Raw genomic sequence first — 25,319 nt, 5'->3', positions numbered from 1 at the left:
TTCGACCGTACAGAGTCCGTTCGATCCACACAAGCACTGCACCTTTTCGAGATGGGAAACACCATGTCAACGGAAAACACCGGCAAGCCTGAGGATGCCGGCTCATCAATCGCACCCGACTCCGGCAAGGCCAAGGGCACCGGCAAGGCGCTGCAGAACCTGCAGCGTTTCGGGCGTAGTCTCATGCTGCCAATCGCCGCACTTCCGGCCGCAGCCCTTTTACTACGGCTCGGCCAAGATGACCTGCTGGGTCGGTTTGAGTCCCTGACTACGGCTGCCCAGGTCATCGGCGCAGCGGGCGGAGCGTTATTCGAGAACCTTCCATTGCTCTTCGCCATCGGCATTGCCTTCGGGTTTGCCCGCAAAGGCGACGGCTCAACCGCGCTTGCCGCCGCCGTCGGGTACTTGGTCATGATCAACGTGTTCGAGGTTATGGCACCGCTTGTCCTCGGTGCCGCGCCAGAGGGTGGCGAAGAGCCCGTCATCAACTACGGCGTCCTAGCGGGTATCATCATGGGCCTCACCACAGCGTTGTTGTGGCAGCGCTTCCATCGCACTAAACTCCCAGACTGGCTGGGCTTCTTTGCCGGCCGGCGCCTGGTACCGATTCTGACGGCTCTCGCCGGCATCGTCATCGGCGTCGTTATGGCACTGATCTACCCGATCTTCGACCGCGGTCTGACCAGCGTGGGTAACGCCGTCGCGGAGAACACAGTAATCGGCAGCGGTGTCTACGGTGCTCTCAACCGGCTACTTATTCCCCTCGGACTGCACCACATCCTGAACTCGATCGTCTGGTTCATCATCGGTGACTACGAGGGCACCAATGGAGACCTGAACCGGTTCTTCGCGGGAGATCCCACCGCGGGCGTCTTCATGACCGGATTCTTCCCCATCATGATGTTCGCCCTGCCCGCAGCCGCCCTGGCGATCTGGCAGGAAGCAAGGCCCTCGCAGCGCAAGATCGTGGGTGGTGTCATGCTCTCTACTGGCCTGACGGCCTTCCTCACCGGCATCACGGAACCCCTCGAGTTTTCTTTTATGTTCGTCGCCTGGCCGCTATACGTCATACACGCCATTCTGACCGGCACGTCGTTCCTGGTGGTGAACATCCTCGACATCCATCACGGCTTCGGCTTTTCGGCGGGAGCGATCGATTACCTGCTGAACTTCGGCATTGCCGAGAAACCGCTGTGGCTGATACCGATCGGGCTGATCTACGCAGCCATCTATTACGTACTGTTCCGCTTCGTCATCCGCCACTGGAACCTCCGTACCCTCGGCCGCGAGGACGAAACCGAAGGAACCCCGTCCATGACTACGCCTGATGCAAGCTGATTCAGCAGCGGTGTTCCCCGAAACACCCGTTCGTGTCTTTCGGGGCCGCCTCATCACCGGACAGCCCGGTGAAGACGTCATCGAGGATGGCGCAGTCTGGCTGGACGGCGGACGTATCCGCTGGTGCGGTCCGGCCGTAGACCTGCCTGCCGAAATCAACACTCCACTCGAGCGGGTACCCCTGATCTTGCCCGGTCTGGTGGACGTACACTGCCACGGTGGAAGGGGCCACACCTTCGCCTCGGATCTTGAAGGCGCATATCTTGCCGCAAATTATCATGCTGTCCACGGAACCACGTCCGTACTCGCCTCACTCGTCGCGGCGCCGTCACCCGTACTTCTGAAACAAATTACGGTACTGCGGGAACTGGTGCAGGATGGCACCCTGGCAGGGTTGCACTTGGAAGGACCGTTCCTCGCGGAGAGCATGTGCGGTGCGCAGGACCCAGCCGCGATCATCGACGGCAACCCAGCACTTCTAGAGCAATGGCTAAAAGCCGGCCAAGGCGCGGTAACATCCATCACTCTCGCCCCAGAAACCCCCCACTTCGCGGAGTTAGTGGTCCTGTGCCAAGACTACGACGTCGTTCCCTCTTTGGGGCATACTGCCGCCACAGCAGCCCAGACACGCATCGCCCTGGCAAGCATGTCCCCGGAAGACTCGCAGCCTTGGTCGGCCACGCACTTGTTCAACCGCATGCCACCACTAGGTCATCGTGTGCCTGGGCCGGTCGCGGTCCTATTGCAGGCCGCACAGCGCACGCCTAGCCGAATGATTCTGGAACTGATCGCCGACGGCGTGCATCTCGACCCGGAAATCGTCCGTATGGTCTTCGCTTTGGTCGGTCCGCAATCAATCGCGCTGATTTCCGACGCGATGGCGGCGACCGGGATGAACGACGGGGCATACTCCCTCGGAAGTCTGGACGTGATCGTTCAAGCTGGCATTGCCCGGCTAATACCGGCCGACCCAAATGCACGCGGGGCGATCGCAGGAGGGACGAGCACGCTGCTAGAAAACGTGCGTCACTGCGTCGAGTGGGGAATACCTCTGGTTGACGCCGTCACGGCTGCATCATCCACTCCCGCGCGGCTGATGGGTTTCACCGGGCGGGGCACCATCACCGAGGGCCACCGCGCTGACCTGCTGGTAACCACGGAAGACCTCGAAGTACTGCAGGCCTACCGCGCCGGCATTCCCATGAAGATTGAAAGGACAGATCGTGCAAATTATCTTATGTGACTCACACGAACAGGTCGGAGCCCGGGCCGCTGATGTCGTGGAAGCCCGACTCCGGCAAGGTCCTACAGTTCTGGGGTTAGCAACCGGCAGTTCTCCAGCTGGCACCTATCGGGAACTCATCAGGCGTCACCGTGAGGAGTCGTTGAGCTTTAACCAGGTCACGGCGTTCACCCTGGACGAATACGCCGGGTTGAAACCCGACCATGAGCAGTCCTACTACTCAACCATCCGGCGTGAATTCGTGGATCACATCGACCTGCCCTTGGAGCAATTGCTGACACCCAGCGGGGACGCAGCGGATCTAGCAGCCGAAGCTGACCGGTACGACGCAGCGATCGTATCCGCGGGCGGAATCGATATACAGATCCTCGGAATCGGAGCCAACGGGCACATCGGGTTCAACGAGCCCACCTCTTCCTTGGCATCACGTACCCGGGTCAAAACTCTGTCTGGGGCGACACGGGCGGACAACGCCGGATTCTTCCCTGAGGGTGAGGTCCCTAGGCTGTGCCTGACCCAGGGTTTGGGAACGATTCGAGACGCCAAACAAGCAGTGCTTGTAGCACTGGGCGAAAATAAGGCAGACGCCGTCCGCTCCATGGTTGAAGGACCTGTGAGTGCCTACTGCCCAGCATCGGTCCTGCAACTGCACCGCAGGGCCGTCGTCATCCTGGATCCGGAAGCCGCTTCGAAACTAACGCTTCTCAATTATTACCGGGAAGCCCAAGAACTCAACGATCAACTGTGACCTGCACAGGAAGGGGGTCTCACCTTTCGCCGGCGGGGCACATTTGACGCGTCCGTCATCACTCTCGGCTTGATAACCGCCAAGGCCTCACCATGTCACGGGCGACGATTGGCCGCCACTTGAACCTATTGCGCCAGCCACTATTGGCCAGACCCCGATACTTACACGCGACCAAGCGACTAAACCGGGACGTCGTGGTTCACTCGGCGGCAGGGGCGAGGCCCTCCGCCAACCGGGCGAGAGTACCCGCCGTGATCGCGGTGTAGAGCGGAATTGCATCGGGGGTAGATGAACTCATGACGCGCATGGGCGGCCGGTTCCACCCGCGGTCGACCATGATAGACACGCGCGGGTCAGTGCTTTCAACGGCGTCAAACGCTGCGTCGACCCGAGCCATCTCCTCGGGATCCTCGATGCGAATGTCGATGCCGGCGACTGCCGTTCCGGCCACGACGTTGGTGCCAGATCCCCCGGAAATTCATCCCACATTGATGGTGGTGCCGCGCTCTGGCTCGGCGATGCCGATCACCTCGGTAACGAACGCCGCGAGAGCATGGATAGCGCTCGCGCCGTCGGTCGGGTTGAGCCCGGCATGAGACTCAACACCCGTGGCCGTGGCCGTGGCTGTAAAAATGCCCACCCCCTTGCGACCGGTCTTGACGGCGCCGTCAGAGGTGGGTTCAAGCACCAGTACGGCATCCGCTATGACGGCGGCCGCCTCGATGATGGGGCGAGAGACAAGAGAACCGATCTCTTCGTCACCATTGAGGTGAGTCCTTCGCGCGGGGGTGCAGATGATTTAGATGCCGAAGGGGATACCTAAGGCATACCAGATGAAGAAAAATGCGATCCAGACAACCCACACCACCATAGCGAGCGGGATGGTGAATGAGGCGAGTGTGCCGATGCCAGCGGACGTGCGATAAACCTGAATGTACCCCAGGGCCATGACGAAGTACGGGCTCATCGGGGTGACCGAATTGGTCACCGAATCAGCGATACGGTAGATCGCCTGGGTGGTCTCTGGAGGAATGTCAAGCAGCATGAGCATGGGAACGAAGATCGGTGCGGCAAGTGACCACATGGCAGAACCGCTCGTGATCACGAGGTTCATAAACGAAATCAGGATCGCGATTCCAAGCAGGATAAGCCAGCTCGGAGCGTTGATGTCATCGAGGGTGCCCGCTCCGGTGATGGCAAGCACTTCGCCGATACCGGTCCATTTGAAATAAGCCAGGAACTGGGCAATAGCAAAGAAGAGCACGAGGATGGGCGCCATGGTCTTGATGCCCTTGATCATGGCGGCGATAGCGTCGGCGCTCGAGGTGAACGTGCCCGCCACACGCCCGTAGACCCAACCGATGATGCCGAAGAAGAGCCCAATAATGAAGGCCATGCCCGCGATCACCGGCGACGCCAGAATGCTACCGCCCTCACCGCGCAGGAACGAGTTGGCCGGAATCATGGCGATCGCGACCGTCACGAGGAACACGAGGGCGGTCAGGCCAGCCGCTCGCATACCCTTGCGCTGAGCCGGCGTGATCTCCAAGTCAGTGAGGCTCGTCGTCGCGGGGTTGTTGGCGACGTCGTCGGCGAGATCAGGACGCTTGGAAAGCACCTTTTCAACGACGATTGTGATGGTGACGGCAATTACCACCGACGATGCGAGCCCGAAGAAATAGTTAGCCAGCGGGGTGACAGTGATCGAAGGATCAAGGGTGGTGGCCGCGGCAGTCGTGATCGAGGACAGAAGGACGTCAGTCGTGGTGAGCACCGGCGACGCGTCATAACCGGCCGAGATCGACACGAACGCCACGATTGCACCGAGCACCGAGCACCGGGCTCTTACCGACGGCACGAAAGACTTGGGCACCCAGCGGAATCAGCGTGACATAGGCAGCATCACCGGCGACGTGACCGGATCATGGCGGCCATCGAGAGAGCGAACGTGACGTACTTCGTGGGCACCTTCGTGACCGTGTCACGCAGGACGGCATCGATGAGCCCGCTGCGCTCGGCGATGGCGATGCCGAGCATAGTGGTGAGGATGGTCGCCAAGGGCGGGAAGTTGGCGAAGTTGGTGACGGCTTGGCCGATCATCACCTGCATTCCCTCCGCGCTCAGCAAGCTGCGCACTGCAACGGTGTCACCGCTGGTGGGATTTACGGCCGACACTCCGCTGTACTGCAAGATAGCGCTCAAACCGATAAGCACGCCGGCCAGAATACAAAACAGCTAAAACGGATGCGGAAGCAGGTTGCCAACTCGTTCAATGGCCGCAAACGTGCGGAAGGCCGCGCGCATTGCCCTGGATTGCGGCTGGGCCACGTTCGCCGTCGTCGTCATTGACCATTTCCCCTGTATTGCATCAAAAAGCCTTGACGAAAACAGTATTGCAGAATCTTTGCGATATCACGATGATCATGACTCTCCTGACTTTTCCGTAGGCTACATCCGGCAGAAGAGCACGGGTTTGTGCCCAAGAAAACATTCGGGTTCAAGACGCCAGCCGCCGCCAGGAACGAATAGCTGCTGCTGCAACGCCATCACGACCACCAGCTGAATCCGCCCAAGGTGTTTCGGCGGCGTCGCCGAGGTACTGCCACCGATTCTCCGGGTTCAACACACCCAAATCCACCAGCTCCCGCGCAGAACGATGATCACCACGCTGATCACCAGAACGCGGATACCGCGGCCACACCCGCTCACCCGGCGCATTCGCATCACGAAACAACGGCCGGCTCGACACATCCACCCGCTTCACACGACGCCGCGGAACAGAATTTATGGTGGCGACTTCGGCCTGCCAGCATTCTCAAACCTCTCGTTCGGACTGATACCGATTCGCTCGATCCAGGAGCAACGCAGCCACCCCGACGAAGCGAGCGGCCACATCACGCAGATCCCACTTCGCCCGCGCCCACCCGTCTACATGCTTCACGATCAAATCGGTGCCGACGCAGACGATTAAAAACCGTGGCGGTATGACGGATGCTACTAATGAAAAACGCCGGAAACACCGTTAGCGAGACACTTCCTATGCCTCGTACTGGTTGGAAAAAGCCTGAGTCGGATCGCCGGTTGTCGGATCTGGTCTCCGTCGGCGTCATGACGACGGTGTTCGCACCGGGTGTTGTCGATGAGGTGATCGCCGCGTGTGGTCGCACGGAGAAGCGTCGTCGTTCGTTGCCGACGAGATCGATGGCTTATTTCGCGACGGGGATGGCGCTGCATTCGGATGGGTCCTATGAGAACGTGTTGGCGGTGATCTCGGATGGGTTCGCCTGGGCGGATCGGGCCGAGCACTCACCGAAGTTGGCTCGCCGGGCGGCGAGGGTGCGGCGCTGCCCGGCCCGCACAATCACGGCGCCCTGAGCGTCACATCGAGCAAGGATCGGGGTCGAGCCCCGTTCTGCTTGATACTGGCGACGAATTCACGCAGCAGGTTCGCTTCGGTGCGCACGTTGGCCTCGACCATGATCATGTTCGGGTCGACGTGCTCGACAATACCCATCAGGGAGGCAGATCGATGTGCAGGTGATCCGGGTATTCGTCGATCTCTGCGATGGGCATCCGCTCAGGCCGGTAACCAAGATCGATCATGCGGTCCGCCGGAGTGGCCCCGAGGGCGGCGCGGCGCGGCGTGCGGATGCTTCGCCACGAACGCCGGCAACCAATGCCTCGCGATAATGCCGGGCGAACAGCCGGGTGCTGCCGATGGCGATCACATAGCCCGCCCTCCGCTCGCCCGTGTCGACGACGAACGCTAGCTCGGGTTCGATGGCCCGGTATGGTTCGGCGAAGATGTCTGGTATCACGTTGTCGTTTGCGTGGAGGCCGGTTGCGTCTCCGCCGCCCGTGCCCGTCATCACGCATACCCGGTATACATCGCTCCGGTCGGTCGGCTGGTATCGACGAATGACGCTCATTTATCCATCATGTCTAATGCGGGCGCCAGTAGTCCTCGTTTCCGTGAGTGCCTCCCCGCGCCTGTCCTTGACGGCGCTCAAATATAGGAGTGGTATGGAGTTACTGCTTTCACGTGACGGTCGCCGTCAACTGACAGCGTCACCACATGACCGGAACATTTTGCACCGATTCCGGAAGCGTCCGCGAATACATCGCCGAATAGACGGAAAACACAATGTCAGGTAAAAACTTCACGACAAACAATGCCGGTATCCCGGTAGCCAGCGACGAACACTCGTTAACGGTTGGCTCAGACGGTCCGATCCTCCTGCAAGATCACTACGCCATCGAGAAGATGGCGCAGTTTAACCGCGAACGAGTGCCTGAGCGGCAGCCCCACGCCAAGGGCGGTGGAGCGTTCGGCCACTTCGAGGTGACGAATGACGTCAGCGCATACACGAAGGCCGATCTCTTCCAGCCTGGACGTAAGACCGACCTGCTGATCAGGTTCTCCACGGTGGCGGGCGAGCGTGGGAGCCCCGACACGTGGCGGGACCCTCGCGGCTTCGCCATAAAATTCTACACCGAGCAGGGCAACTACGACATGGTCGGCAACAACACCCCGATCTTCTTCATGCGTGATCCGATGAAATTCATGGACTTTATCCGCTCGCAGAAACGCCGCGCGGATACCAACCTGCGTGACAACGACATGCAGTGGGATTATTGGAGCCTCTCGCCGGAGTCTGCGCATCAGGTCATTTGGCTGATGGGCGACCGCGGCATCCCGCGTACCTGGCGGAACATGGACGGTTTCTCCAGCCACACGTACATGTGGGTCAACGCGGCAGGTGAGCAGTTCTGGGTGCGCTATCACTTCAAAACGAATCAGGGTATTGAGTTCTTCACTCAGGCTGAAGCGGACGCGATGGCCGGCACGGATGGGGATTTCCACACCCGTGACCTTCACAATGCCGTTGAGCGCGGCGATTACCCGAGCTGGACCCTGAAAGTACAGATCATGCCATTTGAGGCCGCCAACGATTACCGGTTCAACCCGTTCGATATCACCAAGATTATCTCCCAGAAGGATTACCCGCTGATTGAGGTGGGTCGCATGACGCTTGACCGCAACCCGAGTGACTATCACACGGAGATCGAGCAGGCGGCGTTCGAGGTGAGCAACATGGTGCCGGGTATCGGTCCGAGCCCTGACAAAATGTTGCTAGGCCGGATGTTCGCCTATCCGGATGCGCACCGGGCCCGGATCGGTACCAACTACAACGAGTTGCCGGTCAATACCCCGCATAACGAGGTCCGGTCCTATTCCAAAGACGGCCACATGCGGCATCTCAACCCGGGGGACCCGACTTATGTGCCTAACTCAAAGGGCGGACCAAGCGCGGACACGGAGCGCTTCGGTGAGCCGGCCGGATGGCACAACGACGGTGACATGGTTCGTGCGGCCGCCACGCTGCACGCAGAGGACGACGACTGGGGCCAGGCTGGGACTCTGGTCCGCGACATAATGGACGACGCTGCCCGGCAGCGGCTGGTTAGCAACATCGTAGGCCAGCTTCTCAACGGCGTCAGCGAACCGGTCCTGCTTCGTACCTTCGAGTACTTGCACAACGTGGACAATGCCCTGGGCGACAGAGTTGAGCGCGGCGTGCGCGCCGGATAAAAGCATCCGTTCACAAACTGTTGCTCATGCGGACAATTGTTCCTGGTGTGTGGGCAACAGCTGCCTGCTTCGGCGACACTTGCTAGGGGTGCTCTCAACGGAGTAGGCAAAGTGGTTGTCACGCCCTAGTGGTGGTGTTAGTCATTGGGTTCTCTCTCCATCCGTTAATTTTTTTGCCTGTCTGGCACGAGGAGAGAGAGCCAGAGAGAGAGCCAAAGTGCTGGCCTTCTCGAACGAAATAAGAGTGCCGGCGACCGCGTTCGACAAGGCCGGTAACGAAGGCGCGAAGCGAACTACGGTGACCGGTCAGACAGATAAAGAATTGACAGACAGCAACCGCACAGCGGTCCACGGCCCAAAGGGCCTACCTGTGAGGGCTGAACGTATCAGGGGGTGGCTCGCGAAGCGAATTCGTCGAATATCCGACGCTAAGGCTTTGTGGCGTTCGGTGATGATCCTGCGCAACAACGCTACCGAACCAGCGGGCTGAACCTCGTCCCGCAATCAGGCCCTGGAACCCGGACTACCTCGACCACACCATCACCGGCCTCAACTTCGACACGAGTACCATCGACAGGGAAAACACAAGCCCCTGAGACGCCTGAGGGGACGCTAGCGTCGGATATTCGACGAATTCACGAGCCACCTACTTAGCCCCGCGCCGACCAAGTCGACCAGCCCGGCAGTCTATGAGTTCAGGTTCGTGACGCGAATTCGCTGGTACCAGGCGCTTAGGTATACTCATCTCCAGCGACACGGGGTGCTGACTGTATGACGGTCGGCTGAGATGACACCCGTTGAACCTGATCTAGTTCGAACTAGCGAAGGGATGTCACGGAGAATTACGTGCACCGCATAGGTGCCGGATCTCGTCCTTTCGCCTTACCCAAGGTGAAAAAAATCATGCAAATAGCAGAACAGATTGTCCTGGTCACCGGCGGTGCACGCGGCTTGGGCAAAAGCATCGTGCACGCTTTCGCGGCTCAGGGCGCCCGGGTTGTCATCAACTATCGCAACAGCGCCGCAGCGGCGGAAACCCTGGCTGCCGGCTATGGGCTTGAACACGCTTTTGCCGTACGGGCCGACGTCACCGACCCGGCCCAGGTCGCGGCAATATTCACGCAGGCTCAGGCACATTTTGGGTCCCCTGTGACAACGGTGGTCAATAACGCGTTGGCTGATTTCCGTTTCAACGGCGATGCCCGCTCCGGCGCTGCCGACATCAGTTGGGACGAGTTTGAGGCGCAATTCTCTGGCAGTGTCCGCGGTGCCCTGAACACGACCCAGCAGGCGCTGGCAGGCATGCGCGAGGCCGGGTTCGGCCGCATTATCAACATCGGTACGAACCTGTTCCAAAACCCGGTGGTGCCCTATCACGACTACACTGCCGCCAAGGCCGCCCTGCTCTCCCTGACCCGCACTCTTGCCTCAGACCTTGGCCTGCACAACATCGCCGTGAACATGGTCTCCGGCGGGCTGTTGCGCACCACGGATGCCAGCGCGGCCACCCCCGTGGACGTGTTCGACTTCATTGCCGCGTCCACCCCGCTACGCAGGGTGACAACCCCGGCCGAATTTGCGGATGCGGTACTTTTTTTTGCCTCCCCCTGGGCGCGGTCGGTCACCGGGCAGAACCTGGTGGTCGACGGCGGCCTGGTGATGAACTAGGGCCGCGCCGGTCGTGTCAGCCCCGCGCCAGCTTCACTTCAATGCATTCCTCATGGGTTGTGGCCACCACACGGTGCCGCTTGGCGGCGGCCGCAGTCGCCCATCGAGCAGTTGGGAGACATCAGTTTCTACGAACGGCTCGCCTAAAGCGCCCAACGTGGCCTCTTTGACGCCGTGTTCTTCGCCGACGGGCACGCCGTCGATGATGTGAGCACCGGCCCGTGGTGGTTTCTTGAGCCGTTGACGGCGATGGCCGCGATGGCGCGGGCGACGAGCCGGATCGGGCTGGTCAGCACCGTCTCGGCGACCTTTTACACGCCTTTCCACGCGGCGCGCATGCTTGCATCGGTGGATCACATCAGTAGGGGGCGTATTGGCGGGAACGTGGTCACCCCCATGTTGGCTGCACGATCGAAGAGCCGGTGAGACGGGCGATCGAGACTGAGACGGGGCATATGGACGCCGGTTGCGCTCGCCCTGTTCGCAGTGAGATCACCGAAACTGAACTATCTCAGTACCGAGCCGAGACGCGGCAGACGAGGAACGGTGACTGAGGATGAGGCGCCCGCATCTGGCGGTACGATCACCACCTGCCTGGCTGGTATGTCGCGGCCTGCGGTTCGCACGAGAAGTTCGGCCGTTGGATCGGTGCCTCGTTTTATGACCGCGAGTGCGATCGGCCCTAATTCGAAGTGCCGGGCAACAGAGGTCACCCGGCCAATAGTCCTGTCCTGGCCGTCTCTGTTTGGCGCCACGACGTCGTCTCCGTGCGACGGCAGCACGGTATCTGTATTGTCCGGGTAGAGCATGACGAGTCTGCGCGGTGGATGGCCGATGTTATGAACCTTGGCCACCGTCTGCTGTCCTCGATAACCGCCTTTGCTCAGGTGCACGGCTGTGCGCAACCAATCCAGTTCATGGGGAATGGTTTTGTCATCGACTTCGGTGGCAAGGCTTGGACGCCAGGCGGCGATGCGCAACGCTTCGAGAGCGAGCAACCCAGCGACAGAAATATCGGAGGCGGCGATGCCGGCAAGTTTTGTTCGGGGCAGCAGCAACTCGCTGTAGGTCCAGCTCGCGGCCGGATGTCTGGTCGCTTCCGCGTACTGGTGCCCACCTTGGCTCACGTTCATCCACGGGTCGCGCCAAACCAGTGGGACGCCATGCGGGGCGGCAACCGGAAGCTCAGGTTGGCCGAGGGTACCGATTGTCGCGAAATCGACGGATCGATTGGCTAGTTCCACCCGCAAGGCGAATTGCATGCTGCCCAGCCACTGCAGCAGCCCGGATGCTTGTTCCCGCTCTAGCAAGAGCCACAGCTCGGTACCATCATCGATCAAACGAACCGCATATTCGATCCGACCAGTCATATCGAGCAATAGGGTCTCCGTGGATTCGCCTGGTGCCAGGTGGCTGACACTCTGACTGGTCAGCGAGTGGATCCAACTCAGCCGATCGGGGCCTTCGATGGTGATCACTGCCCGGTGGGAGAGGTCAACGATCGCGGTCCCTGCCGCCAGTTCGTGCTGCTCTACGATCGGGTTCCCGTAATGGGCGGCAACCCCAGCAGCTGTGGCCTTGCCAGCCGGTGCAGTACCGGTTGGTACGGCGCCGGGCCTGCTGAGGAATTCACTCGACGTCAGCGAACCGCCAGGCAGTGCACGTGTCATGATCAGTACATTCCGAGCTGAAGCCTGGCGGCTTCCGACATCCGGTCCTGGCCCCAGGGCGGTTCCCAGACGAGTTCGATATCGATCTCGCCGACGCCGGGAACCGATTGGATTGCGGTGTGGGCGTCTTCCTTGAGCACATCACCCATGCCGCAGCCGGGAGCGGTCATCGACATTTTGACTTCGACCCGGTGGGAGCCATCGGGCAGCCGCTTCGCCTGGCACAGATAGATCAAGCCAAGGTCTACGACGTTAATGGGGATTTCTGGGTCGAAAACGTTCTTGAGTTGCGCGAACACCTGGTCTAGTTCGAACGGGCCCTCGGTTATAACCTGTGTTTCGGCGACGTGCTGGCTCAGTCCGAGCGCGGCCGAGTCCGCGGCACTGATCCGCACGAGGTATCCCATAGCGGTTTGGACGGTCACGCTGTCACCGAGGGTCTGCGTGATGACGACCTCTTCGCCGGCCTGGAGCAGCATCGGCTGCCCGCCCGGGATCACCGTGGCTTGGCAGTTCTGGTTGAGTTCAATTATGGTGTACCTTCCTGAGTCCATGGTCGTCTACTCCTTCTCGCCCCGGCGGTCGCCGTCTTCGAGGGCGTTGCGCAAAGCTTGCCAGGCTAGAGTGGCGCACTTGACCCGCGCCGGGTATTCCCACACCCCCGACAGCACGGCCAGCTTGCCCACCTCGACGAGTGCTGCTTCATCTACGGTTTCGGTGGTGAGCATGCTGTGCACGCGGCCGAAAAGGGTGAGTGCCTCACCGTGTGGCAGACCCTTCACCGCCGCGGTCATCAGTGATGAGGACGCTTGCGAGATGGCGCATCCGCTGCCCAGGAAGGCAATGTCGGCCACGGCACCATCGGTGAGGTTCAGATAGAGGGTCAACTGGTCTCCGCAGAGCGGGTTGACCACGTGGACCGTCCGGTTCGCGCCTGTAAGTTCTCCAAAATTTCGAGGATTGTGCGCGTGGTCGATGATCATTTCCTGGTAAAGGCCGGCCAGGCTCTCACGCACGTGCCCCCTCACGATTCGACCGGACGGTCGTCTTTCCTGAATCGGCCGGCGACCAGCGGTTCCAGCTGCTTGCGCAGCGGCGCTAGGTCAATCCGATCAACCATCTCGTGCACGAACGCGTAGATCAGCAGACCGCGGGCCTCCTCCAACGGTATTCCGCGTGCCTGCAGGTATAGCAGCGCCTCCTCGTCCATTTGGCCGACCGCTGCACCGTGCGTGCACTTCACGTCGTCGGTGTAGATCTCAAGCCTTGGCCTGGTGTCGACCTCGGCGCGGTCGGAGAGAATCAGGTTTTTGTTCTTCTGGTTCGCATCGGTTCCGTCGGCACCATGGCGAACCATGATGTGCCCGTTGAACACCCCGTGTCCGTGTCCGTCCAGCACGCCTTTGTACAGCTGGTGGCTGGTGCACTTGGTCGCGGCGTGATCGATGAAGATCGTATTGTCGTGGAGTTGATCGCCTTGCGGCAGGTAGACGCCGTCGAGGCTGACCTCGGCGCCGACGCCGTCCAGCAAGACCTGCACCTCGTGGCGGGCGATGCTGGCGCCGAGCATGACGGAGCGGGAGGTGAAGCGGCTGTTGCGCCCTTGACGCACGTCGAGCAGTGCCAGATGGAACGCGGTCACGGGTTCGAGCTGAACCTTGTAGTGCGCAATCTGCGCGTCATGGGCCAGGACGAATTCGGTAACGGCATTGGTGAGATACACGTCGCCATCGATCCCCGCGTAGGTCTCGACGATCGTTGCGCGACTGCCAGAATCGGCGATGATCACCGACCGTGGACTTGATATCAGGGGGACTTCGTCGGCATTGGAGAAGAATACGAACTGGATCGGCGCGTCCAGAATTACCCCGGACGTGAGGTGGATGAATGCACCGTCCTCGGCGAGTGCGTCGTTGAAGGCGGCGAACGCGTGATGTTCGCCGGGTGTATGCGAGAAGAAGGGTTCGAGGCGATCAGACCCCGCGGCCAGCACCGCGGCGAGAGTCGTCACGACAGAGCCGGCTGGCAGGCCGGTCAACCGCGAAAGCTCGGGCGCGAAGTGTCCGTTGACGAAGACCAACCGCGGACCACCGAGGTCGACCGCTGCTGCGTCGATCATTTCTGCGGTTACCCAGTTGCTGGAGGTCACGGTGGCGGCTTCGAAGGGCACAGCGAGGATCGGGGCCAGCGCTGTGTACTTCCAGTCCTCATCCTTGTGGGTCGGAAAGCCGTGCACGCCCACCCATTCGAGGGCGGCCAGCCGCGCTTCGTGGAGCCAAGCGGGATCGCGGTCGTCGCGGTGGGCTTCGCGGCCGGCGAGCACTCCGCCGGCTGCACGCGTCAGCGTCACCTGGCCACCCCCACCGGTGTCAGACGCCCGGCGTTAGCTTGTTTCGTGCTCGTATAGCCGTGCTCTTCGAGCTCGACGGCCAGGTCTTTGTCGCCTGAGCGCACAATTTGACCAGCGGTCATCACGTGCACCCGGTCGGGAACGATGTAATCCAGGAGCCGCTGATGGTGCGTGATGACCAGCATGCTGCGGCCGGCGCTGCGGAGGGCGTTTACGCCGTTCGCGACGATCCGAAGGGCGTCGATGTCCAGACCGGAGTCCGTCTCATCCAGGATTGCGAGTTTAGGTTCCAGGATCGCCATCTGCAGGATCTCGTTGCGTTTTTTCTCACCACCAGAGAATCCCTCATTGACCGACCGGCTCATGAAGCTTTGGTCCATCTCGACTAGCTTCATTCGCTCTTGGGCCAGCGCCAGAAAATCCTCCGGATCCAGTTCTTCCTGCCCGCGTTGGCGGCGCAGGGAGTTTAACGCGGTGCGCATAAAGTACATGTTGCCAACGCCCGGAATCTCGACCGGATGCTGGAAGGCCAAAAATACACCAGCGGCAGCACGCTCCTCCGGCGACAGTGCCAGCAGGTCTTGACCCTCATAGGCGACGCTGCCCGAGACTTGGTAGCCGTCTCGGCCAATGAGCACACTGGCCAACGTGCTTTTCCCCGACCCGTTAGGCCCCATGATCGCGTGCACCTCGCCCGCGTTCAGCTCAAGATTCACTCCCCGCAGGATTTCTTTGTCCTCGATACTGGCGTGCAGTTCTTCGATTTTCAGCATTATCCAACGCTTCCTTCCAGGCTTACGGTTAACAGTTTTTGCGCTTCGACGGCGAATTCCATCGGGAGCATCTTGAATACTTCACGGCAGAAACCGTTGACGATCATCGAGACCGCCTCCTCTTCCGGAATGCCTCTTTGGCGGCAGTAGAGGAGTTGTTCCTCACCGATTTTGGAGGTGGAGGCCTCGTGTTCAACCTGCCCGGTCTTGTTCTTCACCACGATGTAAGGAAGGGTGTGTGCCCCGCTGTCATTGCCGATTAACAGCGAATCGCATTGGGTGAAGTTGCGGGCGCCGACGGCCGAATGCCGCATGTCCACCAGCCCCCGGTAGGTGTTCTGGCCGTGACCGGCCGAAATCGCCTTCGAAATGATGGTGCTCTTGGTGTTCTTACCAATGTGCACCATTTTGCTGCCGGTATCGGCCTGCTGACGCCTGGCTGTTAATGCCACGGAGTAGAACTCCCCGACCGAGTTGTCGCCCTTAAGAACGACGCCGGGGTACTTCCAGGTGATCGCCGAACCGGTTTCGACTTGAGTCCAGGAGATCTTCGAGTTCTTGCCCGACGCCATGCCACGTTTGGTCACGAAGTTGTACACACCACCGTTGCCGTCCGCATCTCCCGGGTACCAGTTCTGCACAGTGGAGTACTTGATCTGAGCGTCATCGAGGGCTACCAGCTCGACCACTGCGGCATGCAGCTGGTTCGTATCCCGTACCGGAGCGGTGCACCCCTCGAGGTAGCTGACATAAGCGCCCTCCTCGGCAATGATCAGGGTGCGCTCGAACTGACCGGTATCCGCAGCGTTAATGCGGAAGTAGGTGGACAGTTCCATCGGGCAGTGCACTCTTTTGGGGATGTAGCAGAACGAGCCGTCGGTGAACACTGCAGCGTTCAGGGAAGCGAAGAAGTTGTCGTTGTACGGGACCACCGATCCGAGGTATTGACGCACCAGGTCCGGGTAGTTCTGAACGGCCTCCGAGAAGGAGCAGAAGATGACACCGACCTCAGCCAACTTGTCCTTGAACGTGGTCGCCACCGACACCGAATCGACAATGGCGTCCACGGCGACGCCGCTGAGCCGCTCCTGCTCGCCGAGGGAAATGCCGAGCTTGTCGAACATCTCCCGCACCTCCGGATCGACCTCGTCGAGGCTCGCCAGATTTTTCTTCGGCTTGGGGGCGGCGTAGTAGATGATGTCCTGGTAGTCGACCGGTCCGTAGGAGACGTGCTGCCAGGTGGGTGGTGTGAGCGTGATCCAGTGCCGGTAGGCGCGAAGTCGCCACTCCAACAGCCATTCCGGCTCGTTTTTCTTGCTCGAGATCAGCCGGATGATGTCCTCGTTCAGCCCTCGGGGCGCGACGTCGGTATCGAGATCGGTGACGAACCCGTACTTGTACTCTTGATTCGCTAAATCCCGGACCTCGTCGGAGATACCAGTCGTGGTCGTGGGTGCGCTCATCTTCGTCTCCATATCAGTTGGTAGTAATTACGGGCGGCCAAAAAAGTGTCGGCCAGAAAGGCATGCCGATCAGTGCCCCTGCGGGGGCAGGCTCGCCACGAGCGGGTGATCCTTGGCAAATGCGCCCACCTTGGCCGCTCCGCCGGGGGAACCGATGTCGTCGAAGAAGTCGACATTGGCCCTGTAATAGTCGGCCCACTGCTCCGGCACGTCATCCTCGTAGAAGATCGCCTCGACCGGGCAGACAGGTTCACAGGCGCCGCAGTCGATGCACTCATCGGGGTGGATGTAAAGCGAGCGTTCGCCCTCATAGATGCAATCGACCGGGCATTCGTCAATACATGCCCTGTCCTTGACATCCACGCACGGCAGCGCGATCACGTACGTCACAGTGCCGCCCGCACGAAGTGCTCCAGGAATATTTCCTGACAGAACTTCATTAGGCTGCCACCCCAAATACCGCGGGCACCTGATCGAGAGCGTTCAGCAGCGCGTTGACCTCAGCCACCGTGTTGTATGCGGCGAAGCTGGCTCGCGTCGTCGCCGCCACGTTCATCCGCTGATGCAGCGGCCAAGCGCAATGGTGGCCAACCCGAACGGCGACCCCGGCATCGTCAAGGATTTGGCCGACATCATGCGCGTGCACACCGTCGACCAGGAACGAGACCACGCCAGATCGGTCCTGGCAGTCGACCGGCCCGATGACACGGACCCACGGACGTTTCGCGAGTCCGGCGAGCAGAACCTCGGTAAGGGCGTGCTCATGGGCGCTAACCCGCGACATACCCAAACGGGTCAAGTAATCGCAGGCTGCGGCCAGGCCTACGGCCTGCGCTGCCACCGGAACACCGGCCTCGAAGCGTTGCGGCGGCGCGGCGTAGGTCGAGCCTTCCATGCGGACGGATTCGATCATCGAGCCCCCGGTGAGGAATGGGGGCATGGCTTCCAGGAGAGCATAGCGGCCCCAGAGGACGCCGACCCCCAGGGGACCGAACATCTTGTGGCCGCTGAACGCCACGAAGTCCACGCCGAGATCGACCACGTCAATGGCTAAGTGCGGCACCGACTGGCTGGCGTCCAGGACGGTCAAAGCACCGACCATCCTGGCTCGATCCACAATGGCTGCAACAGGATTGATCGTACCCAGAACGTTCGACACCTGGGTGAATGCGACCACCTTGGTATGGTCGGTGATCACCGTCTCCAGATCAGTCAGGTCAAGGCGGCCGTCGTCAGTGACACCAATCCAGCGCAGGGTTGCGCCGCTGCGCCGGGCAAGTTCCTGCCACGGAATGAGATTGGCGTGATGCTCCATCTCGGTGACCACTATCTCGTCTGTCGCGCCGAGCGCGAACCGCGCCGCAACATCCGCGTCGACGCCGTCCATGGCCCCCGCCGCCGCGGCATTACTGAAAGAATACGCCACGAGATTCAGCGCTTCGGTCGCGCTTTTGGTGAACACCACCTCCTGAGTGTGGGCACCGATGAAACGGGCCATCGTCTCTCGCGCTGACTCAAACGCTTCGGTGGCTTCCTCGGCCAGCTGATGAGCACCACGGTGAACCGCGGAGTTGTGTTGCTCATAGAACGCGCGCTCGGCATCGAGCACCTGACGCGGTTTGTGCGACGTCGCCCCGGAATCCAAGTACACCAACGGTTTCCCTCCACGCACGGAGCGCGACAGGATCGGGAAATCGCCACGTATGACGGCCGACTCCTGGGCCGTGAAGGCCCCGGCGCTTTCAGAGCGTGTGGCTCCCGTCAAGCCCGAGTTCGACCCTTGGAGGGCTCTCATAGATTGGACCTTTCATCAGAGTTGTTCGTTTCGGGTGCCGTCTTAATTGGGAGAGCGTCCAGGGGGACGAAAGTCGTACAGACGTGCTCACCCCGGACAAGAGTCGTTCGTCGTTCAACGTCAACCCCGAGCAGTCGCGAGAACGCTTCGGTCTCAACGTCGCAGAACACCGGGAACTCGGCCGCAACATGTAAAACTGGGCAATGCCCCTGGCACAGGTGCACGCCGGCCACGGGCAGGCCTGCCCCGGCCGGCCGAATCGACGCTGCGAAACCGTCAGCGCTCAATACCGACGCCAGTGCCTCCGCGCGGGCGCGCACATCTCCACCTGTCGATGGCAGCTGCGCGGCATACCGTCGCTCGAGCTGTGCGCCGCGTTCACGGGCGAACTCGCCCACGGCATCCGCACCGGCGTGTTCTGCGAGATAGCGTAAGGCGGAGGTGGCCACATCGGCATAGTCACCACTCATTCCGGCATGACCAGCCTCGGAGAGAATGTACGCGCGGGCCGGCCTGCCGCGACCACGACCACCTGCCGGGGCGAGCTCGCGTTCCTCGATGGCGCCTTGTTCGGCGAGCAGGTCAAGGTGGCGGCGTACGGCGGCGGGCGTCAACCCCAAACGTGAGGCGAGGTCGGCAGCGGTAAGCGGGCCATCCTCGGCGAGCAACTGCTGGACCCGGTCCCATGTGCGGGTCTCAACACCATTCGGTCCGGGTGTCGACCCGTCTGTACCTTCGGATCCGCGGCGGTGGGTTATTAACATTACATAAGCATGTCTTAATTAGACGCGGCTATCAAGTCGGCGCGTCGACTCATAAAAACCTCCGCGTGTGGTGGGCTTTCGCAGTTTGACCTGGACTCCCGTCGCGTAAGCAGGGAATAGCTACTGGATCATTTCGGATGCTTTTTCGTGAATGCCCACCGCTCCCCGTTTTGGGACATCAAGGTCCGGAACTATTGAGAGAGACAGGGCGGCGTGCAGAATGCCGGCTTCTGGCGGTCTTTGCTCGGTGTCGAGAAGATGGTCGTGGAGGTCCAATTTCGATGACGTGCGCGACAGATGGTCTGTCGGCAGGACAGAGGGGTGTGGAGGCTGCGCTCACCGGGAATACGACCTGTGGCCTTGCGCAGGCGTCGCGTGCCCCGGGAAGTGGATGGATCCGGGTTTGGTTGGAACAGGCGCGCCTGAATCGACTCCCACCGTGGCATCCGCTCGCCGCAGGTGAGTATCGTGCTCTTACTCTTCGCCGAACCGAGATCTAGGTCGCTCCCGACGCGCACCGAATGGTTTAGATCTCGGTTCGCCGCAGGATGGTGGAGGAGTTAGAAGGGCAGCAGGGGTTGACTGCGACTGCGACTGCGACTGCGACTGCGACTGTGACGAAGAGAAGCGTGAGGTATGCGATCGAGCCGTGGAAGACGCGCATGGGCGACAAGCGCTCGTGATGGATGGCCGGTAGAGGCGGTGTGTCTCATAGATGAACCACCCGCCGGTCAAAACCGCTGTGAAGGTGAAGACCAGCCCCAAGTTCGCAATTGGAATGATAAGCAGAGAACACGCGACGATCGCTCACGCGTACATGATGACCTGTAATCCCACCTGGGTGCGGCCACGAATAATGGCGAGCATCGGCACGCCGGCGGTCTGGTGGTCACTGCGATACTTCATCGACAGCGGCCAGTAGTGCGGTGGTGTCCAGAGGAAAATGACGGTGAACAGGATGAACGGCGGCCAGGCAAGGTCCCCGATCACGGCGGCCCAGCCGATGAGCACGGGCATACACCCGGCGACACCGCCCCAGACGATGTTCTGCGCGGTGCGGCGTTTGAGGATCATCGTATAGAACACGACGTACAGGAGAAGCCCCTAGAGAAAATGCCGCGGCGAGCCAGTTGGCGAAGGCACAGAGCCATGCGACGGATGCGACGCCGAGCGCCCACGCGAAGACGAGCGCCTGCCGATCGGTCAGCTCGCCCGTGACCAGGAGCGCCCCTGAGTGCGGCGCATCACCCGGTCGATGTCGCGGTTGATATAGCAGTTGGAAGCTCCGGCTGACCCGGCGCTCAATGAACCGCCAACGAGCGTCGCGAGCACGAGCCAAGGGCTCGGAGCACCGTTTTCAGCGAGAACATCGTCGGAACGGTGACCGGGAGAAGCAACTCAATTACCCGAGGTTTCGTCAGTGCAATGTATGCGTTCAGGGTGCTGCGGATGCTCCGCGGTCCGCTCCAAATGGGGAGTTCTTCGGCAACGTCCACAACTTCTCTGACACTGTGTAAGTCACGCCAATCGCAGATCAAGCCCGCTACCGCGCCCGAAGCGACCCGTTGGCCGGCGTGGATACTGGTTCAATCTTCGAGGGCTTCGCCCTGTTTCTCGGGGAGTCCGAAAGCGCCGAGGGCCGCGACCACGAAGAACATGGCAAACACCGCGAATAGGAGGCCGGTCCCGCCCGTCTCGCGCAGCGACGGCACGGCCAGCGGCGCCAGGATTGCGGCGATCCGCCCGATGCCGGCCGCCCATCCGGACCCGGTGGCTCGGATGCGGGTGGGGTAGAGCTCGGGGGTCACGGCGTACAGCGCTCCCCATGCGCCGAGGTTGAAGAAAGAGAGCAGCATGCCGGCACCGATCACCTGGGTGGCGTCTCCGGCGACCCCGAAAAGCGCCGCCGAGAGTGCCGATCCGATGAGGAACACGGCGAGGGTGCGGCGCCGCCCCCACCGTTCGATCAGGTACGCCGAGGCGGCGTATCCCGGCAGTTGAGCCACGGTGATGATGAGCGTGTACGCGAAGGAGCGGACAAGGGAGAATCCCGACGCGACCAGGATGGTCGGAAGCCAGATAAAGGCGCCGTAGTAGGAGAAGTTCACGCAGAACCAGACCAGCCATAACGCACCGGTTCGGCGACGCAGGCCAAGCGACCACAGCGCGGTGAGGCGCGTTTTGGCCGCGGGAATGGTCGGTCCTGGACTCGTCACCGCAGGCAGTGTCAAATCATCGGGTGCAGCGGTGACTCCGGCGGACTTTTCGAAGCGTCGGACGGTCGACTCCGCGTCCTGGAAGCGGCCACGCGATTCGAGGAAGCGAACCGACTCCGGCAGCCGCAGCCGCACGACCACCGCGTACACGGCCGGAGCCGCTCCAATAGCGAGCGCCCAGCGCCATCCGTCGGCCGAAGACGGTACAACGAGAAACCCGATCACGGCGGAAAGGGTCCAGCCGATGGCCCAGAACGATTCGAGGAAGACGATGATTCGGCCACGAATTCGTGGCGGCGCGAACTCGCTCACGAGCGTCGAGGCGACCGGAAGCTCACCACCGAGACCGAGCCCCACGACGAATCGCCAGGCAATGAGTATGGCCACGGACCCGGACAATGCGGACGCTCCCGTCGCGAGTCCGTAGACGAGCAGTGTGAGTGCGAAAACCTGGCGTCGACCAAGGCGGTCGGCCAGCAAGCCGCCGAGAACTGCGCCAATGGCCATGCCGATGAACCCTGCGGACGCGATCCAGGACAGCTCCGCGTCTGTGGCATTCCATTGCACCGCCAATTGGGCAAGGACGAAGGAGATGAGTCCAACGTCCATCGCATCCAGTGCCCAGCCCAGGCCGGAACCAACGAGCACCCTGCGGTGCTCCCGGGTGAACGGAAGCGCATCCAATCGCTGGGAACGACTGGAACGTGCGCGAGCTTCAACCATCAGGTGTCCACTTCAGCGTTGGCGGCAATGCGGCGAATTGAGGGTGAAACGTCCACCGGATGATCGAACTCTATTGCATGCCTTTCCCTCGTCTCCCTCGCGGCGGGGTTGTTACGCTGTCGCGGGGCGGTGCGGGCCAGGTAGATTTCCCAGGGGATCGCACCGAACTGGATTTGGTCGTACGGCACCCACGTTCTGAAAACTAGGGCCGCCGCAACGCAACGCGGGTGCATCGAATCCATGAGCACGAAGATCAGATTCATCGCCCGGGTCGCCATCGGATGCGGCCACCGAAGCCCCATCGCCCTGGCTATCATCAACTCGGCGGCCACGAATCCTCCCTAGCCATCCGAAAATAACCCACGGATGTGTCGGGCTGGTTAGAAAAGCGTAGAGCTTGTCTAAATTCTTGTGCAAGCGAAACCGCACCAGGGTGATAGCCCAGTTTGAGAACCCAGCGAAGATAGCACGGAGGAGCACCATGACCGCCACCATTGCCACTAGTACCACATCCCATGGCGTTGGCCTCACTGAGGCCGCTGCGCAGAAGATTCGTAGTCTGCTCGCTCAGGAGGGCCGTGACGACCTCCACCTCCGCGTTGCCGTTCAGCCCGGTGGTTGCGCCGGCCTGATCTACCAGCACTACTTCGACGAGCGTGTGCTTGACGGTGATGCCCTGGTCAACTTTGACGGTGTTGGGGTCGTCTTGGACAAGATGAGTGTGCCCTACCTTGAGGGGGCGTCCATCGACTTGGAGGACACCATTGCGAAGCAGGGTTTTACCATTGACGACCCGAACGCGGGCAGCAGTTGCGCCTGTGGAGAATCCTTCAGCTAGTCGCGATTCACACGCTTTCCGGGGAGATTATCCGCAGGGATGGTCTCTCCATCGCGTTTACTCCACGGGAATTCGGTCCTCCTGACTGAAAATGCAGGTGGTTTGGGTGCTCCTCAGCGTGGCGCGTACTGTTGAGGATTCTGGCGGTCAAAGTTGGGAAATATTTGGAGTGGAACGACCTCACTTGGCGCGACGACGGGCGCCAAGAGATCGAACGCCTCCACGCCACCAACAACTTCCCCGAATTCACCGGCCGCTCTGCCCTGCCCCGTGCACGCACGTATACGGGCCGCGTAGTCACGGCGCCAGGACGCCGCCGTCGTCGGACTCTGGGTCAGGCGCGGCTGAAATGCACCCGCCGGAACTCCGGGCCTCGTTCGATGTAGCTCACTTTGAAACGGGACTGCCCCGGGTTTGGTGGACTCCTGGTCTGTGGAGATTCGTCTTCGCTGGAAGGACGTCATCATGCCCAAGCCCTACTCACTCGAGTTCCGCCGTGATGTTGTCGCGGTTGCCCGGAAGCACGACGCCCCGCTGAATCAGATCGCGAAAGACTTCGGAATTTCGGAGTCCTGCCTGGCGAACTGGCTGAAGAAGGCCGACGTCGAGGGGGCGTCAAGCCGGGCGTGGCCGGGAAGGAGTCCGGAGAACTGCGGGAGGCGGAGAAACGTATCCGGCTGCTCGAGCAGGAAGCCGAGGTCATGCGCCGTGCCGTCGCCTATCTTTCCCGGGACGTCAACCCAATGATGTACCCGCTGGTCCGTGAACTGGCCGTCGACGGTGTCCCCGTCACGGTGACCTGCCGGGTGTTGCCCTTTTCCAAACAAGCGTTCTACCAATGGAAGCGCAGCCCCATTTGCCAGCGCGACTGGGACGACGCCCACCTCACCAACGCCGCCTGGGATATCCACCGAGACGACCCCGCGTTTGGCTACCGGTTCATTTCCGAAGAGCTCGGTCAAGCTGGCCTCACCGCGGGTGAGAACCGGGTCTGGCGGCTGTGCTCGCAGCAGCGGTTCTGGTCCGTGTTCGCGAAGAAACGCGGCCTCACGCGCAAGGCCGGCCCGCCCGTCCACGACGACCACGTCAAACGGAAATTCACCGCGACACGCCCAAACCAGCTCCGGCTCACCGACACCTCCGAACACCGCACCGACGAGGGCAAGATCTACCTCTGCGCGATCAAAGACATCTACTCGAACAAGATCGTCGGCTACTCGATCGACTCCAGGATGAAGGCGTCCCTGGCCGTCGCAGCCGCTCGGAACGCGATCGGCCAGCGCACCATCGACGGCACGATCCTGCACTCGGACCGAGGCTCCCGGTTTCGCTCCAACGCGTTCCTGCGGGTGCTGATGAACAACGGCATCACCGGCTCGATGGGTCGCGTCGGCGCATGCGGCGACAACGCCGCCATGGAGTCGTTCTTCGCGCTGCTACAGAAGAATGTCCTTGATCGGCAGCGGTGGTCAACCCGGGAGGAATTGCGCTTGGCGATGGTGGTTTTGATCGAGCGGACTTACCACCGCAAGCGCCAGCAACGCCGCCTCGGCAAACTCACCCCGATCGAGTTTGAGACAATAAACGTGGCCCTCACGGCCGCCTGAAACCACTATCCCTTTGAGTCAACTAAACTCGGGCCAGTCCCAACGTCTGCCTCGGACAGGGCGGCCAGGTTGAGCCCGGTCAGGTCGATGATGTCGACGATGGGTACTTGATAGGTGCGGTACGGGCCGAGCCGCGAGGGGAGTACCATCAATTCGGGCCGGAGCGCGGACCGTGTCGAGGTCGATGTCTTCTAACTGTGGACTTTGGTCGAGGACGAACCCGGCAGCGTGAAGAAAGGTTCGGGTTGAGTTCGTGAATGAGCAGCTTTCTTTCACGGGCGATGATAACGCGATGGCGAACCTGCTTTTGAACGTCATGGGAGCGTTTGCTGAGTTTGAGCGGTCTTGGATTCGTGAAAGCGTGGCGTTTACCGTGGTCGTACCCCGTCACTGGACTTGGTCCGCGCGGTCGAGCTGCGCGAGAAAGCTGCCGCTGGCGTACTGAAGTCTGTGCTTGCTCGAGAGTGCTGGATCAGCCGCGAAACCGTCTATGTCTACCTCCGCGCGAAGGTCTGAGCAGGCTTTCGAGG

25 protein-coding genes, 4 pseudogenes and 1 riboswitch are annotated in these 25,319 nt (G+C 61.2%); of the genes and pseudogenes, 11 read left to right on the top strand and 18 right to left on the bottom strand.

Features of this window, described 5'->3' with window-relative positions; all coding sequences use genetic code 11:
- Nucleotides 1-63: 63 nt before the first annotated feature.
- The 3 genes from E3N85_RS09565 to nagB are packed head-to-tail and all read left to right on the top strand — an operon-like array spanning nucleotide 64 to nucleotide 3,329.
- Complete coding sequence (locus E3N85_RS09565) at nucleotides 64-1,338, top strand: PTS transporter subunit EIIC (RefSeq protein WP_134462622.1); 1,275 nt, start codon at nucleotides 64-66, stop codon at nucleotides 1,336-1,338.
- Nucleotides 1,328-2,581 (top strand): N-acetylglucosamine-6-phosphate deacetylase, encoded by a 1,254-nt coding sequence (locus tag E3N85_RS09560; RefSeq protein ID WP_134462620.1) that lies wholly within the window; start codon nucleotides 1,328-1,330, stop codon nucleotides 2,579-2,581. The genes E3N85_RS09565 and E3N85_RS09560 overlap by 11 nt, the downstream gene beginning before the upstream one ends.
- On the top strand, nucleotides 2,562-3,329 hold the full coding sequence (gene nagB / locus E3N85_RS09555) for a glucosamine-6-phosphate deaminase (RefSeq protein ID WP_134462618.1): 768 nt from the start codon (nucleotides 2,562-2,564) through the stop codon (nucleotides 3,327-3,329). The genes E3N85_RS09560 and nagB overlap by 20 nt, the downstream gene beginning before the upstream one ends.
- A 199-nt stretch (nucleotides 3,330-3,528) precedes the next feature.
- On the opposite strand, the gene E3N85_RS16550 is transcribed toward nagB, so the two are convergent.
- The 4 genes from E3N85_RS16550 to E3N85_RS16975 form a co-directional block, all read right to left on the bottom strand.
- Nucleotides 3,529-3,780 (bottom strand): hypothetical protein, encoded by a 252-nt coding sequence (locus E3N85_RS16550; RefSeq protein ID WP_198412092.1) that lies wholly within the window; start codon nucleotides 3,778-3,780, stop codon nucleotides 3,529-3,531.
- Nucleotides 3,781-3,807: 27 nt separating this feature from the next.
- Nucleotides 3,808-4,017, bottom strand: coding sequence for a peptidase dimerization domain-containing protein (locus E3N85_RS16545; RefSeq protein WP_198412091.1), 210 nt, complete (start codon nucleotides 4,015-4,017; stop codon nucleotides 3,808-3,810).
- Nucleotides 4,018-4,128: 111 nt separating this feature from the next.
- The gene (locus E3N85_RS09545; protein ID WP_255453878.1) at nucleotides 4,129-5,160 is read right to left on the bottom strand and encodes an AbgT family transporter; all 1,032 of its coding nucleotides are present in this window, start codon (nucleotides 5,158-5,160) and stop codon (nucleotides 4,129-4,131) included.
- A gap of 71 nt (nucleotides 5,161-5,231) precedes the next feature.
- A complete protein-coding gene (locus E3N85_RS16975) occupies nucleotides 5,232-5,543 on the bottom strand; it encodes an AbgT family transporter (protein WP_255453877.1) in 312 nt (103 codons plus the stop codon).
- Nucleotides 5,544-5,601: 58 nt separating this feature from the next.
- Between E3N85_RS16975 and E3N85_RS16330 the strand changes: the two genes are divergently transcribed.
- Both E3N85_RS16330 and E3N85_RS09540 read left to right on the top strand, forming a co-directional pair.
- A complete protein-coding gene (locus E3N85_RS16330; RefSeq protein WP_166783917.1) occupies nucleotides 5,602-5,892 on the top strand; it encodes a hypothetical protein in 291 nt (96 codons plus the stop codon).
- A gap of 476 nt (nucleotides 5,893-6,368) precedes the next feature.
- Nucleotides 6,369-6,662, top strand: a pseudogene (locus tag E3N85_RS09540) (transposase domain-containing protein); the annotation flags it as partial.
- Between the two features lie 28 nt (nucleotides 6,663-6,690).
- Here the strand turns inward: E3N85_RS09540 and E3N85_RS16325 are convergent.
- Complete coding sequence (locus E3N85_RS16325; RefSeq protein ID WP_166783919.1) at nucleotides 6,691-6,843, bottom strand: hypothetical protein; 153 nt, start codon at nucleotides 6,841-6,843, stop codon at nucleotides 6,691-6,693.
- An 85-nt stretch (nucleotides 6,844-6,928) separates the two neighbouring features.
- Nucleotides 6,929-7,258: a hypothetical protein gene (locus E3N85_RS09535; protein ID WP_134462614.1), complete on the bottom strand. Its 330-nt coding sequence runs from the start codon at nucleotides 7,256-7,258 to the stop codon at nucleotides 6,929-6,931.
- 215 nt (nucleotides 7,259-7,473) lie between these two features.
- Between E3N85_RS09535 and E3N85_RS09530 the strand changes: the two genes are divergently transcribed.
- The 3 genes from E3N85_RS09530 (at nucleotide 7,474) to E3N85_RS16780 (ending at nucleotide 11,016) form a co-directional block, all read left to right on the top strand.
- Nucleotides 7,474-8,922, top strand: a complete 1,449-nt coding sequence (locus tag E3N85_RS09530) for a catalase (protein WP_134462612.1) — start codon at nucleotides 7,474-7,476, stop codon at nucleotides 8,920-8,922.
- A 746-nt stretch (nucleotides 8,923-9,668) separates the two neighbouring features.
- Nucleotides 9,669-9,769: riboswitch (TPP riboswitch) on the top strand.
- A gap of 56 nt (nucleotides 9,770-9,825) precedes the next feature.
- Nucleotides 9,826-10,590 (top strand): 3-oxoacyl-ACP reductase, encoded by a 765-nt coding sequence (locus tag E3N85_RS09525; RefSeq protein ID WP_134462610.1) that lies wholly within the window; start codon nucleotides 9,826-9,828, stop codon nucleotides 10,588-10,590.
- Nucleotides 10,591-10,764: 174 nt separating this feature from the next.
- A complete protein-coding gene (locus E3N85_RS16780; RefSeq protein WP_241978412.1) occupies nucleotides 10,765-11,016 on the top strand; it encodes an LLM class flavin-dependent oxidoreductase in 252 nt (83 codons plus the stop codon).
- Nucleotides 11,017-11,096: 80 nt separating this feature from the next.
- Here the strand turns inward: E3N85_RS16780 and E3N85_RS09515 are convergent, their stop codons facing one another.
- The 12 genes and pseudogenes from E3N85_RS09515 to E3N85_RS09460 form a co-directional block, all read right to left on the bottom strand.
- Nucleotides 11,097-12,260: a folate-binding protein YgfZ gene (locus E3N85_RS09515; RefSeq protein WP_134462608.1), complete on the bottom strand. Its 1,164-nt coding sequence runs from the start codon at nucleotides 12,258-12,260 to the stop codon at nucleotides 11,097-11,099.
- Between the two features lie 2 nt (nucleotides 12,261-12,262).
- Nucleotides 12,263-12,814 (bottom strand): iron-sulfur cluster assembly protein, encoded by a 552-nt coding sequence (locus E3N85_RS09510; protein ID WP_134462606.1) that lies wholly within the window; start codon nucleotides 12,812-12,814, stop codon nucleotides 12,263-12,265.
- A 6-nt stretch (nucleotides 12,815-12,820) separates the two neighbouring features.
- Entirely contained in the window at nucleotides 12,821-13,276 is a 456-nt protein-coding gene (sufU, locus tag E3N85_RS09505; protein WP_198412090.1) for a Fe-S cluster assembly sulfur transfer protein SufU, read from the bottom strand.
- A gap of 8 nt (nucleotides 13,277-13,284) precedes the next feature.
- Nucleotides 13,285-14,610, bottom strand: coding sequence for a Fe-S cluster assembly protein SufD (sufD, locus tag E3N85_RS09500; RefSeq protein WP_198412089.1), 1,326 nt, complete (start codon nucleotides 14,608-14,610; stop codon nucleotides 13,285-13,287).
- Nucleotides 14,607-15,383 (bottom strand): Fe-S cluster assembly ATPase SufC, encoded by a 777-nt coding sequence (sufC, locus tag E3N85_RS09495; RefSeq protein ID WP_134462604.1) that lies wholly within the window; start codon nucleotides 15,381-15,383, stop codon nucleotides 14,607-14,609. Before sufC ends, sufD begins: the two co-directional genes overlap by 4 nt.
- Entirely contained in the window at nucleotides 15,383-16,846 is a 1,464-nt protein-coding gene (gene sufB / locus E3N85_RS09490; protein ID WP_134462602.1) for a Fe-S cluster assembly protein SufB, read from the bottom strand. Before sufB ends, sufC begins: the two co-directional genes overlap by 1 nt.
- A gap of 69 nt (nucleotides 16,847-16,915) precedes the next feature.
- A complete protein-coding gene (fdxA, locus tag E3N85_RS09485; protein WP_134462600.1) occupies nucleotides 16,916-17,236 on the bottom strand; it encodes a ferredoxin in 321 nt (106 codons plus the stop codon).
- A gap of 49 nt (nucleotides 17,237-17,285) precedes the next feature.
- Complete coding sequence (locus E3N85_RS09480; RefSeq protein ID WP_134462598.1) at nucleotides 17,286-18,641, bottom strand: SufS family cysteine desulfurase; 1,356 nt, start codon at nucleotides 18,639-18,641, stop codon at nucleotides 17,286-17,288.
- The gene (locus E3N85_RS09475; protein ID WP_134462596.1) at nucleotides 18,638-19,405 is read right to left on the bottom strand and encodes a metalloregulator ArsR/SmtB family transcription factor; all 768 of its coding nucleotides are present in this window, start codon (nucleotides 19,403-19,405) and stop codon (nucleotides 18,638-18,640) included. The genes E3N85_RS09480 and E3N85_RS09475 overlap by 4 nt, the downstream gene beginning before the upstream one ends.
- 807 nt (nucleotides 19,406-20,212) lie before the next feature.
- A pseudogene (locus tag E3N85_RS16775) lies at nucleotides 20,213-20,737 on the bottom strand (UbiA family prenyltransferase).
- A 254-nt stretch (nucleotides 20,738-20,991) separates the two neighbouring features.
- Nucleotides 20,992-22,344, bottom strand: coding sequence for an MFS transporter (locus tag E3N85_RS09465; RefSeq protein WP_134462594.1), 1,353 nt, complete (start codon nucleotides 22,342-22,344; stop codon nucleotides 20,992-20,994).
- Nucleotides 22,344-22,676, bottom strand: coding sequence for a hypothetical protein (locus tag E3N85_RS09460; protein ID WP_134462592.1), 333 nt, complete (start codon nucleotides 22,674-22,676; stop codon nucleotides 22,344-22,346). The genes E3N85_RS09465 and E3N85_RS09460 overlap by 1 nt, the downstream gene beginning before the upstream one ends.
- Nucleotides 22,677-22,825: 149 nt before the next feature.
- Between E3N85_RS09460 and E3N85_RS09455 the strand changes: the two genes are divergently transcribed.
- The 3 genes and pseudogenes from E3N85_RS09455 to E3N85_RS16770 all read left to right on the top strand — a co-directional run.
- Nucleotides 22,826-23,182, top strand: a complete 357-nt coding sequence (locus E3N85_RS09455; protein WP_134462590.1) for an iron-sulfur cluster assembly accessory protein — start codon at nucleotides 22,826-22,828, stop codon at nucleotides 23,180-23,182.
- A gap of 465 nt (nucleotides 23,183-23,647) precedes the next feature.
- Nucleotides 23,648-24,789 (top strand): annotated as a pseudogene (locus tag E3N85_RS09450) (IS3 family transposase).
- 232 nt (nucleotides 24,790-25,021) lie between these two features.
- Nucleotides 25,022-25,305, top strand: a pseudogene (locus E3N85_RS16770) (recombinase family protein); the annotation flags it as partial.
- Between the last annotated feature and the right edge of the window lie 14 nt (nucleotides 25,306-25,319).

Source organism: Cryobacterium sp. Hz9 (assembly GCF_004402825.1).
Taxonomy (GTDB): domain Bacteria; phylum Actinomycetota; class Actinomycetes; order Actinomycetales; family Microbacteriaceae; genus Cryobacterium; species Cryobacterium gelidum.
Note: the sequence above shows the minus strand (reverse complement) of the source record. Positions and strands in the feature narration are given on the sequence as shown.

Excerpts from the sequence above, each read along its gene's own strand:
- E3N85_RS09565 (WP_134462622.1), top strand. The coding sequence starts at position 64 with ATGTCAACGGAAAACACCGGCAAGCCTGAGGATGCCGGCTCATCAATC.
- E3N85_RS09560 (WP_134462620.1), top strand. The coding sequence starts at position 1,328 with ATGCAAGCTGATTCAGCAGCGGTGTTCCCCGAAACACCCGTTCGTGTC.
- E3N85_RS16330 (WP_166783917.1), top strand. The coding sequence starts at position 5,602 with ATGGCCGCAAACGTGCGGAAGGCCGCGCGCATTGCCCTGGATTGCGGC.
- E3N85_RS16325 (WP_166783919.1), bottom strand. The coding sequence starts at position 6,843 with ATGGGTATTGTCGAGCACGTCGACCCGAACATGATCATGGTCGAGGCC.
- E3N85_RS09535 (WP_134462614.1), bottom strand. The coding sequence starts at position 7,258 with ATGAGCGTCATTCGTCGATACCAGCCGACCGACCGGAGCGATGTATAC.
- E3N85_RS09530 (WP_134462612.1), top strand. The coding sequence starts at position 7,474 with ATGTCAGGTAAAAACTTCACGACAAACAATGCCGGTATCCCGGTAGCC.
- E3N85_RS09525 (WP_134462610.1), top strand. The coding sequence starts at position 9,826 with ATGCAAATAGCAGAACAGATTGTCCTGGTCACCGGCGGTGCACGCGGC.
- E3N85_RS09515 (WP_134462608.1), bottom strand. The coding sequence starts at position 12,260 with ATGACACGTGCACTGCCTGGCGGTTCGCTGACGTCGAGTGAATTCCTC.
- E3N85_RS09510 (WP_134462606.1), bottom strand. The coding sequence starts at position 12,814 with ATGGACTCAGGAAGGTACACCATAATTGAACTCAACCAGAACTGCCAA.
- sufC (WP_134462604.1), bottom strand. The coding sequence starts at position 15,383 with ATGCTGAAAATCGAAGAACTGCACGCCAGTATCGAGGACAAAGAAATC.
- sufB (WP_134462602.1), bottom strand. The coding sequence starts at position 16,846 with ATGAGCGCACCCACGACCACGACTGGTATCTCCGACGAGGTCCGGGAT.
- E3N85_RS09480 (WP_134462598.1), bottom strand. The coding sequence starts at position 18,641 with ATGAGAGCCCTCCAAGGGTCGAACTCGGGCTTGACGGGAGCCACACGC.
- E3N85_RS09475 (WP_134462596.1), bottom strand. The coding sequence starts at position 19,405 with ATGTTAATAACCCACCGCCGCGGATCCGAAGGTACAGACGGGTCGACA.
- E3N85_RS09465 (WP_134462594.1), bottom strand. The coding sequence starts at position 22,344 with ATGGTTGAAGCTCGCGCACGTTCCAGTCGTTCCCAGCGATTGGATGCG.
- E3N85_RS09455 (WP_134462590.1), top strand. The coding sequence starts at position 22,826 with ATGACCGCCACCATTGCCACTAGTACCACATCCCATGGCGTTGGCCTC.